Annotated in this window: 14 protein-coding genes; 6 read left to right on the forward strand and 8 right to left on the reverse strand. The window is 63.2% G+C overall.

All coding sequences use genetic code 11. The features are described from left to right. Positions 1-37: 37 nt before the first annotated feature. The 4 genes from IE053_RS03540 to ssb all read right to left on the reverse strand — a co-directional run bounded on the left by IE053_RS03540 (position 38) and on the right by ssb (position 3403). Positions 38-679: a DNA-3-methyladenine glycosylase family protein gene (locus tag IE053_RS03540; RefSeq protein ID WP_189571878.1), complete on the reverse strand. Its 642-nt coding sequence runs from the start codon at positions 677-679 to the stop codon at positions 38-40. Beyond that, positions 676-2046: a glutamate--cysteine ligase gene (locus tag IE053_RS03545; protein ID WP_189571881.1), complete on the reverse strand. Its 1371-nt coding sequence runs from the start codon at positions 2044-2046 to the stop codon at positions 676-678. The genes IE053_RS03540 and IE053_RS03545 overlap by 4 nt, the downstream gene beginning before the upstream one ends. Positions 2047-2155: 109 nt before the next feature. Further along, a complete protein-coding gene (locus IE053_RS03550; protein ID WP_189571883.1) occupies positions 2156-2908 on the reverse strand; it encodes a 16S rRNA (uracil(1498)-N(3))-methyltransferase in 753 nt (250 codons plus the stop codon). A 9-nt stretch (positions 2909-2917) separates the two neighbouring features. Further along, a complete protein-coding gene (gene ssb, locus IE053_RS03555; RefSeq protein WP_189571886.1) occupies positions 2918-3403 on the reverse strand; it encodes a single-stranded DNA-binding protein in 486 nt (161 codons plus the stop codon). A gap of 226 nt (positions 3404-3629) precedes the next feature. Between ssb and IE053_RS03560 the strand changes: the two genes are divergently transcribed. The 6 genes from IE053_RS03560 (at position 3630) to IE053_RS03585 (ending at position 9747) form a co-directional block, all read left to right on the forward strand. After that, positions 3630-4271 carry an outer membrane beta-barrel protein gene (locus IE053_RS03560; RefSeq protein ID WP_189571889.1) on the forward strand — a complete coding sequence of 214 codons (642 nt, stop codon included), beginning with the start codon at positions 3630-3632 and terminating at the stop codon, positions 4269-4271. Between the two features lie 59 nt (positions 4272-4330). Beyond that, entirely contained in the window at positions 4331-4996 is a 666-nt protein-coding gene (locus tag IE053_RS03565; RefSeq protein ID WP_189571891.1) for an outer membrane beta-barrel protein, read from the forward strand. A 78-nt stretch (positions 4997-5074) separates the two neighbouring features. Beyond that, positions 5075-5689 carry a hypothetical protein gene (locus IE053_RS03570; RefSeq protein ID WP_189571894.1) on the forward strand — a complete coding sequence of 205 codons (615 nt, stop codon included), beginning with the start codon at positions 5075-5077 and terminating at the stop codon, positions 5687-5689. Positions 5690-5782: 93 nt separating this feature from the next. Further along, a complete protein-coding gene (gene uvrA, locus IE053_RS03575) occupies positions 5783-8692 on the forward strand; it encodes an excinuclease ABC subunit UvrA (RefSeq protein WP_189571897.1) in 2910 nt (969 codons plus the stop codon). A gap of 251 nt (positions 8693-8943) precedes the next feature. Then, the gene (locus IE053_RS03580) at positions 8944-9153 is read left to right on the forward strand and encodes a YgaP family membrane protein (protein WP_189571900.1); all 210 of its coding nucleotides are present in this window, start codon (positions 8944-8946) and stop codon (positions 9151-9153) included. Positions 9154-9243: 90 nt separating this feature from the next. Continuing rightward, a complete protein-coding gene (locus IE053_RS03585; RefSeq protein ID WP_189571903.1) occupies positions 9244-9747 on the forward strand; it encodes a hypothetical protein in 504 nt (167 codons plus the stop codon). On the opposite strand, the gene IE053_RS03590 is transcribed toward IE053_RS03585, so the two are convergent. From IE053_RS03590 to IE053_RS03605, 4 genes are all read right to left on the reverse strand, one after another. Beyond that, a complete protein-coding gene (locus tag IE053_RS03590) occupies positions 9744-10634 on the reverse strand; it encodes a DUF2785 domain-containing protein (RefSeq protein ID WP_189571905.1) in 891 nt (296 codons plus the stop codon). The two genes, IE053_RS03585 and IE053_RS03590, sit on opposite strands and share 4 nt — an antisense overlap. A gap of 2 nt (positions 10635-10636) precedes the next feature. Continuing rightward, a complete protein-coding gene (locus IE053_RS03595; RefSeq protein WP_189571909.1) occupies positions 10637-11578 on the reverse strand; it encodes a hypothetical protein in 942 nt (313 codons plus the stop codon). Between the two features lie 59 nt (positions 11579-11637). Beyond that, a complete protein-coding gene (locus IE053_RS03600; RefSeq protein ID WP_189571912.1) occupies positions 11638-12255 on the reverse strand; it encodes an NADPH-dependent F420 reductase in 618 nt (205 codons plus the stop codon). A gap of 105 nt (positions 12256-12360) precedes the next feature. Further along, positions 12361-13566, reverse strand: a complete 1206-nt coding sequence (locus IE053_RS03605) for an amidohydrolase family protein (RefSeq protein ID WP_189571926.1) — start codon at positions 13564-13566, stop codon at positions 12361-12363. Positions 13567-13568 lie beyond the last annotated feature (2 nt).

The raw sequence follows: 13568 nt of genomic DNA on the forward strand, positions 1-13568 counted from the left end.
AGTTACGCACAGGCAAGACCTCGGATCAACCGCCCCGTCAGAGCGGCGCGCGGCCCCGGACATGAGCGATCTGCCCCCAGAGGATGTGCGCCGCCACCCCGCGATGCGGGGCATAGAATTCCTCCGCCCACGCATCGAAGGCCTTGATGTCCTGCCGCCCGAAGGTACCCCCGGCCATTAGGTGGGCGGCAAGAAGCGCAACATCGCCTCTCGGCCAGAGATCGCGGCGGCCCTCGCAAAAGAGGAGATAAACCGCCGCAGTCCAGCGTCCGACGCCGAGAAGTCCCTCAAGCGCTTCGGACGCCTGCCGGTCATCAAGGCGCTGAAGCTCAGCGAAATCAAAACGGCCCTCCGTCACGTCCGCCGCCAGAACCTTCAGGTAACGGATCTTTGGCCGCGACAGGCCGAGGCTGCGCAGGTTGTCTTCACTGGTACGCAGCACATGCTCCGGGTCGAGGCCTGCGGTGGCTGCCTGCACCCGCTCAAGGATGGCGTTCGCGCTTGCGACCGAGAGCTGCTGCTCGATGATGATGCGAGAGAGGCCCTGATAGCCGCCCTCGCGGGCACGCCAGCGCGGCGGGCCTGTCACGTCGAGGATGTTGGACAGGACACGGCATCGCGCCGCCAGCTCCCGGCAGGCTTCCGCCGTCCGGCGGTCACCGCCGCGCAAGCCCGTCAAAAGGCGTAGCGCTCGAACAGGGTCCGTTGATCGGCCCCCGCCTCGACATCCCGCAGAAGCTGGCACGCGAAGCTCTCGCCCTTGCGCGCAATATCGAAAAGCGGGGCGAGGAAGCCGCTTTCATCCGCACCCATCGTGTCTTGTTCCGCGCGGCGCTTGAGCCCTGCACTGGAAATCTCCAGCGCCTTGAGCGCAACGTCCTGGACCTTGATGCGCCCGACCTCTGCCGCCATCCCGTCCTTGGCCGCAGCCCCGCGCAATGCCTCGCGCTCCTCTTGCGTCCAGTCCTTCACGAGGTCCCAGGCCTCGGCGAGGCTCTGGCTGTCGTAAAGAAGCCCGACCCACAGGGCAGGCAGGGCACAGATCCGGCCCCAAGACCCTGAGTCCGCCCCGCGCATCTCGAGAAACGTCTTGAGCCGCACCTCGGGAAACGCCGTAGACAGATGGTCTTTCCAGTCCTCGATATTGGGTTTCTGCCCCGGCGCGACATCGAGCTTGCCTTCGAGGAAGTCTCGGAAGCTTTTCCCGGTAGCGTCGAGGTACTTGCCATCGCGCCAGACGAAATACATCGGGACGTCCAGCATGTACTCCGTATAGCGCTCGAAGCCAAAATCGTCGTCGAAGACGAAATGGAGCATGCCCGTGCGGTCAGGGTCCGTGTCCGTCCAGATATGCGCCCGCCAGCTCCTGAAGCCGTTGGGCTTTCCTTCCGTCAGCGGAGAATTGGCGAACATCGCCGTTGCTATCGGCTGCAGCGCGAGGGACGTGCGGAACTTCTGCACCATGTCTTCTTCGCTCTCGAAGTCGAGGTTCACCTGCACGGTGGCGGTGCGGTGCATCATGTCGAGCCCGAGATTGCCGCGCTTTGGCATGTATCGCCGCATGATCTCATAGCGCGGCTTGGGGACCTTGGGCATTTGTTCCCTGGTCCAGTATGGCGCAGCGCCAAAGCCGATAAAACCGACATTCATCGGCTCACAGATGGTTTTCAGCTGGTCGAGGTGGTCATGCACCTCGTTGCAGGTCTGGTGGATGTGCGAGAGCGGCGCACCGGAAAGCTCGAACTGGCCGCCGGGCTCCAGGGTGATAGACGCGCCCTCCTTCTTCAGCGCCACGAGGTGGCCTTCTTCCTCGAGCCTTCCCCAGCCGAACTGCCGGGACAAACCATCGAGCACCGCCTGGATCGAGCGCTCGCCCGAGAAAGGCAGTGGCTCCAGCGTGTCGCGGAGGAAACCGAACTTTTCGTGTTCCGTTCCGATCCGCCACTGGTCCTTCGGCTTGCAGCCCGAGCGCAGATAGGCCGTCAGTTCGGCCTTGTCCTCAACGGGCTCGAGGTTCTGGCGGGCACTGGCGTCGAGCTGGGTCACGGCATCTCTTTCGGCAAACGCAGGGCCTGAACTTCGCCCTCCAGCGCCGTTGAGCAAGCTTCTTCTCGAGTGCGAAGGGAAAAATGCTGCCCAGCGGCGATAGATTCCCTCACGCAAGATCACCGAAGCGAAGCTGCCAGAGGGTCAGCGCCACGATCGCTGCCGTTTCCGCGCGTAGGATGCGCGGTCCGAGCGAGATCGGGAGCGCCCGCGAATCGGCCCGCAGCCTGGCCCGTTCCTCAGGCGTGAAGCCGCCTTCCGGGCCGATCAGGATTGCCCGCGGAGACGCATCCGTGGACCCGAAAACCTTTGCAGCGAGCGGGGCCCGCCCTTCATCGCCGCCCCACGGCTCGCTCTCGTTGTCACCGGCTTCGTCGCAGAACACGAACCCGTCGACCGCCGAAAGGGCCGCGTCCAGTGCAACCGGCTCTTCGACCCGCGGGATTGTCAGACGCTCGCACTGCTCGGCAGCCTCGATCGCGATGGTCTCCATCCGGTCGGTGCGCAGCTTGTCGCGATTGGTCCGCGCGGTGATGACGGGCTGGAGCGTGCCGACGCCGAGCTCGGTGGCCTTTTGGACAAGGATTTCCGTCGGCCCGCGCTTCAGCGGTGCGAAAAGAAGTGTCGGCCCTTCAGCCTCGACCTGCTCGCGCCGGTGCTCCAAGGGTCGGGCCTCGCCGGACCGCTTCGTGATCTCGGTGATCTCATAGACCCACTCGCCGTCCCTACCATTGAACAGGCGCACGGTATCCCCAGCGCCGAGGCGCAGGACCGATCCGAGATACCGTGCCTGGGCCTGGTCGAAGCTGAAGCTTCCACGGCCAAGGCCGGCTTCGGTGTAAAGGCGCGGCGCAGGACGCATCAGTCGCTCTTAGAACGGAATGTCGTCGTCCAGGTCGTAGTCATTGCCGCCGCGCTGCTGCTGGCCGCCACCCTGGCCGCCAAAATCACTGCCGCCGGAGATCTGCTGGCCGTAGCCGCCGCCCATCTGGTCACCGCCACCCGAACGGCCGTCCAGCATCGTCAGCTCCGAGCGGTACGGCCGCAGCACGACCTCGGTGGTATAGCGGTCCTGGCCGTTTTGGTCTTGCCATTTCCGCGTCTCGAGCTGGCCTTCGATGTAAACCTTCGAACCCTTTTTCAGGTAGTTCTGAGCCACCCGGATCAGCGGTTCGGAAAAGATGGCGACCCGGTGCCATTCGGTCTTCTCGCGCCGCTCGCCGCTTTGCTTGTCTTTCCAGGTTTCCGACGTCGCAATCGACAGGTTGCACACCTGCCCGCCATTGCCGAACTGCCGGACTTCCGGATCCTGTCCCAGATTACCGATCAGGATCACCTTGTTGACGCTTCCCGCCATCACCAACCTCCATACCTTGCCCACAGGCGTAGGGAGCATCGCCCTCCCCGGCCAAGTGCATGTTTTCCACTTGCGCGTTCGCAGAATGTTCCGGCGCCGTCAAATCTCTGCCACAGTTGGGGTGCATGACCGATTTTGAATTCCCGCAAGGCGAGTGCCTTGGGGTACGGTTAATTGATCGCTGCGAAAGCCACGGGGCGGGTGCGATCGCACGAAAGGGCACGTCATGAAAAAGCTTCTCCTCACCGCCGGTGTCGCGCTGGCCAGCATCTCCACGGCCCACGCGGGCGGCGGCTATATCCAGGTCCATGGCGGCCTTTTCCAGCCGACCGAAGACACGGTCGAGTTCGCAAGTGACAATTTCCTCGGCAACATCCTTGACCAGCAAGTGGATAGCGGTGCGGACATGGGCTACGCCGTCGGTGGCCTGATTGGCACCTACATCCTGCCCTTCATCGCTCTCGAAGGCGAAGTGACGCTCCGCACGACCAGCACGGATGACGTCTCCATCGGCAATGCCGGCGCGGCGATCACCGACGATCCCCGCACCATCGCCTTCATGGGCAACGCGGTCCTTCGCCCGACCCTTCCGCTCCTGCCAGACCCCTATATCGGCATTGGCGCAGGCTACCTCACCTCGAACCTCGAGACCGTCGATGGCGAGGATGTGGACGGCCAGTTCGCCTATCAGGTGAAGGCCGGCGTCGGCTTCGGCTTCCCGCTCGTGCCCGGCACGATCGGCATCGAGGCAAACTACCTCGCCACCGACGACTTCGATCTCTCTGGCGATGTCGGGACCGACATCGTCGAAGCCAACTTCGCCTATGGCGGCTTTACGGGTCTCGTGACCTGGAAGATTGGCTTCTAGGCCAACCTCGCCTACCCTCCTCCTCGGGACATCGGTCGATCTCGAGGAGGAGTGTTTCAGTGATCCGGTCGGCCTTGCTGCTCAGTGCAGCCATCTTCGCAACGTCCGCCGCACATGCGGGCGACAACTACATCCAGGTCCACGGCGGCTCGTTCTCGCTGACGGATGACGACATCCGCTTCCAGCAGAGTACGCTCACGGGCACACCGGTCAGCGGACCGGACGGCGGCGACTACGACTCGGGCAGCACCTTCGGTGTGCTCATCGGCTACCGCCTCTTTCCCGACATCGTGCTCGAAGGCGAAGCGACCAAGCGCACCGCCGATCTCGACATGCTCACCTTCTCGGGCGCGGAGCCTGCGGGCGTGACGCTCGAGAACGCGCAGGAGGCCTGGGCGTTCATGGCCAACGTCGTGTGGGAGCCTGACCTACCGATCCCGCTCGTCACCCCCTATGTCGGCGTCGGCATTGGCTACGCGCTACCGGCTCTTGAAGGTTTGCGCGGCGAGAATCCCGACGACACCATCGCCTACCAGATCAAGGGCGGCATAAGGATCAACGTCCCGGTCATCCCCGGCGAGGTCGGCCTCGAAGCCAACCACTTCGCCACCGAAGACGTCGACGTCCCCGGCCTCGTCGAGACCTCAGCAGGCATCGAGGAGACCGACTACATCTTCGCTTTCGGCGGAACGAGCGTCCTCTTCACTTACCGCATCGGTTTCTGACAGCACAGGCGAAATTGCGCTTGTAAATCCCTCAAATCAAGGGATGATTGCCACCGTTTCTCAACGGGACAATCATCCATGCTCCGCACCCTTACCGCTGGCATTGCCTGCGCCATCGCCAGCTTGTCTCTCGCTTCCGCGGAAGACGCCACGAACCCCTGGTATGTCGGCTACAACGCAGGTCTCGGCATTGAGTCCCGGGATTATTCGGGCAGCGAGACGCAAAACGGAATGATCACGCCGTTCGGCTTTACGAACGACGAGCCAGGACTTGCCACGAGCCTTTACCTCGGCCGCAGGCTGACCTCCGCTCTTTCAGCAGAACTTGAGACGTTTGCGCTGTCGAACGACTTCGACAGTCACCGGACCTTGGGGTTCAACCTCTCGGCCAAGGCTGATCTCGGCGAGCGGTTCTACGCCTATGCTGCGCCCGGCGGGGCCCTGCTTGCCCGAGACAACGTTCTTGGCGACGATGACGTCTCCCTCAGGCCGACCGTCAAGGCAGGCCTCGGCGTCAGGACCGGTGCGTATGGGTCGCTCGTTCTTGAGGCCCGCTGGATTTCTCTCGTCTCCAATGCCGAGGACTCTTTCTCCTATGATGTCGGAGGCGCGACGCCAGATCCGGTCGTCGTCCAACGGACCTTCGACGCCAGCGCTACGTCCTATACGATTGGCTACCGCTTCAACTTCTAAACCGTCACACACCTGCGCCCGTTCGTCCCTTGTTCTAGGGGGCGCAGGGGCATAGAGGCCTAGCTTTCCGGCAGAAGACGGTAAGGCGGTTTCATGTCCACGAAACACATCACGGTCACCGGTGCGCGGGAGCACAATCTCAAGGACATCACGGCGGAGATACCGCGTGATGCGCTGACCGTGATCACGGGCCTTTCCGGCTCCGGCAAGTCCTCCCTCGCCTTCGACACGATCTACGCCGAGGGCCAGCGCCGCTATGTCGAGAGCCTCTCGGCCTATGCGCGCCAGTTCCTCGAGCTGATGCAGAAGCCCGACGTCGACCAGATCGAGGGCCTCTCCCCCGCCATCTCCATCGAGCAGAAAACCACGTCCAAGAACCCCCGCTCGACCGTCGCCACCGTCACCGAGATCTACGACTACATGCGCCTCCTTTGGGCGCGGGTTGGTGTTCCCTATTCTCCCGCCACCGGAGAGCCGATCACTTCCCAGACCGTCTCCGAGATGGTCGATCGCCTGATGGCCGAGGGCGAAGGCAGCCGCTTCTACCTCCTCGCGCCGATGATCCGAGGCCGGAAGGGCGAATACCGCAAGGAACTCGCCGACCTCATGAAGCGCGGCTTCCAGAGGGTGCGCATCGACGGCGAGTTCTACGACATTGCGGACGCCCCTGCCCTCGACAAGAAGTTCAAGCACGACATCGACGTCGTCGTGGACCGCTTGGTCATCAAGGAAGGCATCGAAAGCCGCCTCGCGGAAAGCTTCGAGACCTGCCTCGAACTCGGCAATGATCTCGCCGTGGCCGAGAGCGCACCGAAGTCGGGCGAGGAGAAGAAGGTGATCACCTTTTCTGCAAAGTTCGCCTGCCCGGTTTCCGGCTTCACGATCGAGGAGATCGAGCCGCGGCTCTTTTCCTTCAACTCGCCTCAGGGCGCTTGCCCGAAATGCGACGGCCTCGGAACATCGGTCTACTTCGACCCGGACCTCGTTGTCCCCGACCACGACATCAACCTGCGCAAGGGCGCCATCGCTGCCTGGTCCAAGAGCCAGAGCCCCTATTATACCCAGACCCTCGAAGCCCTCGGCAAGAAGTACGGCTTCAACGTCGAGACCCCGTGGCGCAAGCTGACGAAGAAGCAGCAGGACATCATTCTTTACGGAACGGGCAAGGAGAAGGTGACCTTCGTCTACGACGATGGCCTGCGCCGCTACGAGACGACCAAGACCTTCGAAGGCGTCATCCCGAACCTGCAGCGCCGCTGGCGCGAGACCGACAGCTCCTGGGTGCGCGAGGAGATGGAGAAATTCCAGTCCATGCACCCCTGCGAGGCCTGCGACGGGGCGCGCCTCAAGCCCGAGGCCCTTGCGGTCAAGGTCGGCGGCCAGGACATCTCCCAGGTTGCCAGCCTCTCGATCCGCGAGGCCGATCTCTGGTTTGGCACCCTCGACACGCAGCTCACGGAGAAAGAGAAACAGATCGCCGTCCGTATCCTGAAGGAGATCCGCGACCGGCTGCACTTCCTCAACAATGTGGGCCTTGGCTACCTCACCCTCTCACGCTCTTCCGGCACGCTCTCCGGTGGCGAGAGCCAGCGCATCCGCCTCGCAAGCCAGATCGGCTCGGGCCTGACCGGCGTGCTTTACGTCCTCGATGAGCCGTCGATCGGCCTTCACCAGCGGGACAATGACCGCCTGCTGACGTCGCTGATGGGCCTTCGCGATCTCGGCAACACGGTCATTGTGGTGGAGCATGACGAGGACGCGATCCGCACTGCCGACTATGTCCTCGACATCGGCCCTGGCGCTGGCGTGCACGGAGGAACTGTCGTCGCCGCAGGCACCCCTGCCCAGATCGAGAAGAACAGGAAGTCGATCACCGGCGACTATCTCGCAGGCCGCCGCGAAGTCCCGGTCCCTGAGGAGCGCCGCGTCTTCGATCCGGAGCGCGTCATCACCGTCGAGGGGGCCTGTGCCAACAACCTGCGGAATGTCACGGCCCAGTTTCCCGTCGGCCTGATGACCTGCGTCACCGGCGTCTCCGGCGGCGGCAAGAGTACACTGACCATCGAGACACTGTATAAAGCCGCATCCCGCAAGCTGATGAACTCGAAGCAGGTTCCCGGCAAGCATGACCGGATCACCGGGCTCGAGCATCTCGACAAGGTCATCGACATCGACCAGTCACCCATCGGCCGGACGCCCCGCTCGAACCCTGCGACTTATACCGGCGCCTTCGGCCCGATCCGCGAGTGGTTCGCTGGCCTGCCCGAGGCGAAAGCCCGCGGCTACAAGCCCGGCCGCTTCTCCTTCAACGTCAAGGGCGGCCGCTGCGAAGCGTGCCAGGGCGACGGCGTCATCAAGATCGAAATGCACTTCCTGCCCGACGTCTACGTCACCTGCGACGTCTGTCACGGCAAACGCTACAACCGTGAAACCTTGGAAGTGAAGTACAAGGACAAATCGATCGCCGACGTCCTCGACATGACGGTCGAGGAGGCTTTCGAGTTCTTCAAACCCGTCCCCTCCATCCGCAACAAGATGGAGACCCTGAACCGCGTCGGCCTCGGCTATATCAAGGTCGGCCAGCAGGCGACGACCCTGTCCGGCGGCGAGGCCCAGCGGGTGAAACTCGCGAAGGAGCTCTCCAAGGTCGCCACCGGCCGCACCCTCTACATCCTCGACGAACCCACCACCGGCCTCCACTTCGAGGATGTCCGTAAGCTGATGGAAGTGATCCAGGAACTCGCCGACAACGGCAACACCGTCGTCATCATCGAGCACAATCTCGACGTCATCAAACAGGCCGACTGGATCATCGACCTGGGCCCCGAAGGCGGCGACGGAGGCGGCCAGATCGTCGCGGCCGGCACCCCTGAAGACGTGGCGGAGACAGAAGGTAGCTACACAGGCGAGTTCCTCGCCGAGGTCCTAGCCAGGCACGACGAACGAGCCGCGGCGAAGGAGGCGAAGAAGAAACCGCGTGCACGGAAGAAAAAGGCGGCTTAGACGAAACGCCCGCCCCTCTCCCGCAAGCAGGAGAGGCACTTTGAACCACTTCCCGATTTTTTTCACGCCGCCTTTCAATTCGCGCTGCCCTGCTGGTCGCTGCGGAGAGCCGCAGGGCGGTCCGCTTGCTCCACGGTCGCCGCGCGCGCCGCCGATCATTCCTGCGCGCTCCCTGACTGCATTTGATGGATGACACCTCTCGTGGCAGGCATAGACTTCCCGGCCGTAGGCTCACACAAAGGGAGAAAGCCATGTCACTCTCCAACATGGGCGGATCCGACCGGATCATTCGCCTCGTCGTCGGCGTCGCTATCCTCGCCCTGACATACTTCACGGGTGCCGTCCCGACCGGGCTGCTCACCATCATCGCCTATATCGTGGGCGCCATCATGGTGGTGACGGCCGTCACCGGGATCTGTCCGCTCTATACGTTGCTAGGGATCAAAACAAAGAAGGGCTGACAGGCCGACCGCACCCGCAATTCCGCCACGGCCAGAACGAGGTGAGCCCCCGCGGTTGCATCACCCCAACGCGGCAACTACCGTTGGCGGATGCACATCCTCGGGCTCCTCATCACCGTCCTTATCGGTATCTCTGTCTGGTGGTGGCGATTGCGCATGTTGAAGGAGGCGAGTGACACCGTCATCGACGCCGCGGACAGGTTCCGCGGCGCGCAGCGGCGGAAGGAAATCGCGAGCCGGACAGAGATGTCGCCGATTACGGCGATCGACCACCCGGTTACCGCCGCTGCCACCTACATCCACATGGTCATCGGTCGCGAGGACTGGCCCATGGCGAGCGGTCGCGTCAAGATGCAACTGGCCGAAGTCAGCAGCGAATCCGAAGCCGACGATGCGATCACCTATGCCGAATGGGCCGTGCGCCAACCAATCGACCAGCAGATGGCCCTCCGCCTGCTGACGGAAATGCTACGCGACTGGCTGACCCTCGAAGAGCGTGAGGATCTCGCCGAGATGCTGCGCAGCGCCGCCGAAAGCAGCGACGCCGTGGTCCAGTCCGAAGCCAGCCGACAGGCCATCGCCCTCATCAACTAGGGAAGCTTGCGCCGTGCCTCGACCGCTGCCTTGCGCAGCGCCACCAGCCGCGGCTGATCGCTGCCATAAAGCGTGACAATCATAGCGTTGAGGAACGCCCGCGTGTTGTGGAGCCTGCCAAGCCCGGCCTCCGAATTCATCGCTGCCTGCCACGTCCAGCCCGAAGGCTCGGCAAGCGAGAAGAAGGCTTCCCGCATCGCCTCGGCCTCGATCTCCGAGCCGAGATAGAGATAGGCTACTGCCCGCGCCACGCGTTCAGGTTCGCCGAAGCGGAAGAAGACCTTCCCCGGAGGCTGGATCTTTCCGGTCAGGACCTTGATGAGTTCCAGTCGCTGCTCGTCCGTCACCCGCGGGTTCAGTCCCAGTTGCATGGCGAGATCCGAGGCATGGGCGAGATGGTGACGCCAGCCCTGCTCATCGTCGAAGCCGCGAAAGTCGTTCACGTTGTAGATCACGAACTCGGTCAGATCGACGAGGTCAGCGAGTTCCTCGTCGGTCAGGAACGGCTCGATCCGGTCCACACGAACAATCTCGGTGAAGTAGAGCGTCAGGAACGAAGGGCGCAGGCCCCGGTTTTTCTTCCTGGTCCCGCGATCAAGATAGCGCGGCAGGATCCGAAGCAGCTCCGTGTACTGTCCGTAGAGCTCACGCACGGTCTCTTCACTGACATCGCCGCTGCGAAGGATCGTGGCCATGCCTTCATAGCCGATCCGGTCGCGCAGGAAGGGATCGGGCTCACCGGCGCAATCCGCGAGATCGAAAAGGAAGGCATCCCGCTCCTCCGCGCTCTCGATCGCGAACTCGGCATTGCGCAGTGCCTCCAGCCCGTCACGGTCTAGGCCCAGCGGCGAACAGGATGCAGCCAGTGCGGCGAGAAATGAGAGCACGGCTAGGCCTCCCGGAACTGGCGGACGATGGCCCCGAAAAACCCTGAGACAATGCCCAGCGTGAAAGCCTCGAAAAGGATCGAGATCCCATAGCCGATCAGCAGGCTCGTCCAGGTACCGAGCTCGGAAATCCAGCCCTCCGCTGCGAAATCGAGCCCGAAGCCACCCAGCAGCTGCGGAATGAAGGCAAAGAGCCCCGCGATGAAAAAGCCCAGCGAAGCGATCAGCTGCGCGGCCCACGACGTGACCCAGAACAGGAACCACAGGACCGCGAGCACGAGCAGAAGGCGAATGATGTTGAACCCGGCGCTCGCTTTCAGTGTGCGGCGGAAGACCTTCCCTGTGCCCGCCGCCACGAAGCTGGGAAGCAGGAGGAGTCGCAGGGCGACATAGCCCATGCCTGCGAAAGCGACGACAGTGATCGGCAATTCAAGGTTCCGGATCGGATGGCCGTCTTCGTAAAGCAGGTTCTTGCTGCCCTGGTGGAGGCTCCCCTCAACGAAGCGATAGACCTCGATCGTTTCCTGCTGTCGGGCGAAGGCGTCGAGGAATTGGAGGCTGTAATTGTAAGGTCCCCAGAGCAACAGGCCAACCATCCCGATCCCCAGAAGCCCCGACAGGACATAGAGGAATTCGCGCGGCCCGATTGCGAGATGGGCGCTGCGGTGATGCGGCGGATAGCCGTTCACCGCTGTCCTGATGAGCGCGACCATGACGCTGGCCTGCAGCAGCACCGAAAGAGGCGCGAAGATGAGCCAGAAAAGGAACTCCGGCTGGATGCCCCAGCCCGGTCCCTGCGCCACGGCAAAATTCGCGATCCCCGGCCCAGCCAGCATGATGAGAGCGATCGGGAGCCAGCTCAGGCGCAGGACTTCGCTGTAGCGGCCCGCGGCGAAGCCGAGCCCATCATGGAAGGCGCCGACAATGTCGATCTTCTGAAACATGTTAACAGCTTGGACAGGGAACTTCCGGGCCGCAAGCGCGAAATGCGCCGGAGGGCCTGCTAGCGCCTCAGAAGCGAGAAGGCGAAGTCCGTCCCGTGCCCCTGCTTGATCGCCAGGGTGATGACGAGCCAGGCCAGTTCTTCGAGCTGGCGTGCATGTTCGAGCCCCCGCACCACCACGGTGTCGAAGCCAAGATCGTCAGAGAGCTGACGGACGACAGAGGCTGCCACCTCGTCATTGGCGCAGACAAGGCTCAGCACCTTGCCACCGGGATAGTCCGCATTCGCCATGTTCGATGCGGTGGTGTGGTTGAAAGCCTTCACTACACGCGCCCTTGGCAGGAGCTGCTTGATGTATTGCGCGCCAGAATGGGCACCGCGGCGGTCGAGCCCGTCGAAGCTCTCGTTGATCGGGTTGGTGGCATCGACGAGGATACCCCCGAAATTCTCTCCGATCCCGGCGCAAGCGTCATCGATCGCGCTCCACGGTACGGCCAGCACGGTCACGTCGCTCTTCGTCAGGCCGCTTCCGACAGTCTTGCGCTTCTCTCCCGGAAGGTCCGCATATTTGGGATCGTCAGGATTCCGAAGGTTCCAGACGATCTCATGCCCGGCCCTGTGCCAGACCCCGCCAAGGGCCCGGCCCACATTGCCCGCTCCGACGATCGCAATACGCACTTCAGCCTCTCCTTCACCGGACACTTGCTAGCGTATTGTCCACCGCCAGACCTGTCCAGCATGGCATCGGCGACCCCGCCCTGAGGGGCAGGATCGCGCGTTCCATCAGTCAGCTGAGCGCCGATGCACGGGTTCACCGTCCAGAATGACTGCCGTGACATGGGTCCGGTACTCGAAGGGGTCGCCGTCGAACAGGACCAGGTCCGCGTCCCTGCCATCGGCAATGCTTCCTACACTGTCATCGACTCCCAGAAGCTCCGCAGGAGCCTTGGTCATCGCGGCGATCGCCGCTTCATCAGGCAGGCCATTCGCCACCGCCATCGCAGCTTCGAAAAGCAGGACCCGCGTCTTCGGCACGTATCCTTCCTGATGCGTGGCAAAGACGATCGGCACGCCTGCGTCATGCAGGATCGCCGCGTTCTCCAGCGACGCGTTCAGCGTCTCGAGGCTCCCCGCCGCGCGGCCGAGAACAGGGGTCACGATAACCGTCACCCCCTTCTCCGCCAGCTTGTCGGCGATAAGATAACCCTCTGTGCCGTAGGCGATATGCGGCGTGAAGCCGAACTCCTCGCCGATCCTAATCGCCGTCATGATGTCGTCGGCACGGTGCGCCGCGAACACGGCGTCGAGGTCGCCGGAAAGCACCTTGGCCAGCGCTTCCTTCTCGAGGTCGACGCCCGCGTCTTCCTTCTCCGACCATTCCTTGGCTTCAATAAAGGCCTTGCGGATGAGCGCGGCCGTCGCCATCCGTGTCGACGGACCGCCATTTCCTCCGTAGACGTTCTTCGGGGTCTCGCCGAGGTTGAAGAGGAGCGCCGCGCTCTCCGACAGCATGGCCTCGTCCAGCCGTTCGCCAACGGTCTTCATTACCGCCGACTGGCCGGAGATCGGGTTCACGTCGCCCGGCGTGACATGCATCGTCGTCACGCCATAGGCGCGGACATACTCGATCAGCGGCTCCAGCGGGTTGTAGGCGTCAATCACCCGCAGCTCGGCGCCATTCGGATCGGTGTCTTCGTCCGCATCCTGATCGGCATCGACATTGTAGAGGCCGTTGACCCCGACCACCGTGCGTCCGTCGACAAAGCCCGGCGTCACCACCGCAGCTTCCATCATCTCCGCATCGTCATCCCATTCCATGTCGTCAGCAGCGCCGACGTCCATGATCTTGCCGTCTTCGATCAGGACCGCGGCATCCTCGATCACGCCATCGCCGGTGAAGAGCTTGCCCGCCATCACCACCATGTCCTGGGCCGAAGCAAAACCAACGAGTGCCGCCGCCGAGGCGGCCGTCAGAAGAAACTTTCTCATCG

The organism is Parvularcula lutaonensis (assembly GCF_014651915.1).
Taxonomy (GTDB): Bacteria; Pseudomonadota; Alphaproteobacteria; order Caulobacterales; family Parvularculaceae; genus Parvularcula; species Parvularcula lutaonensis.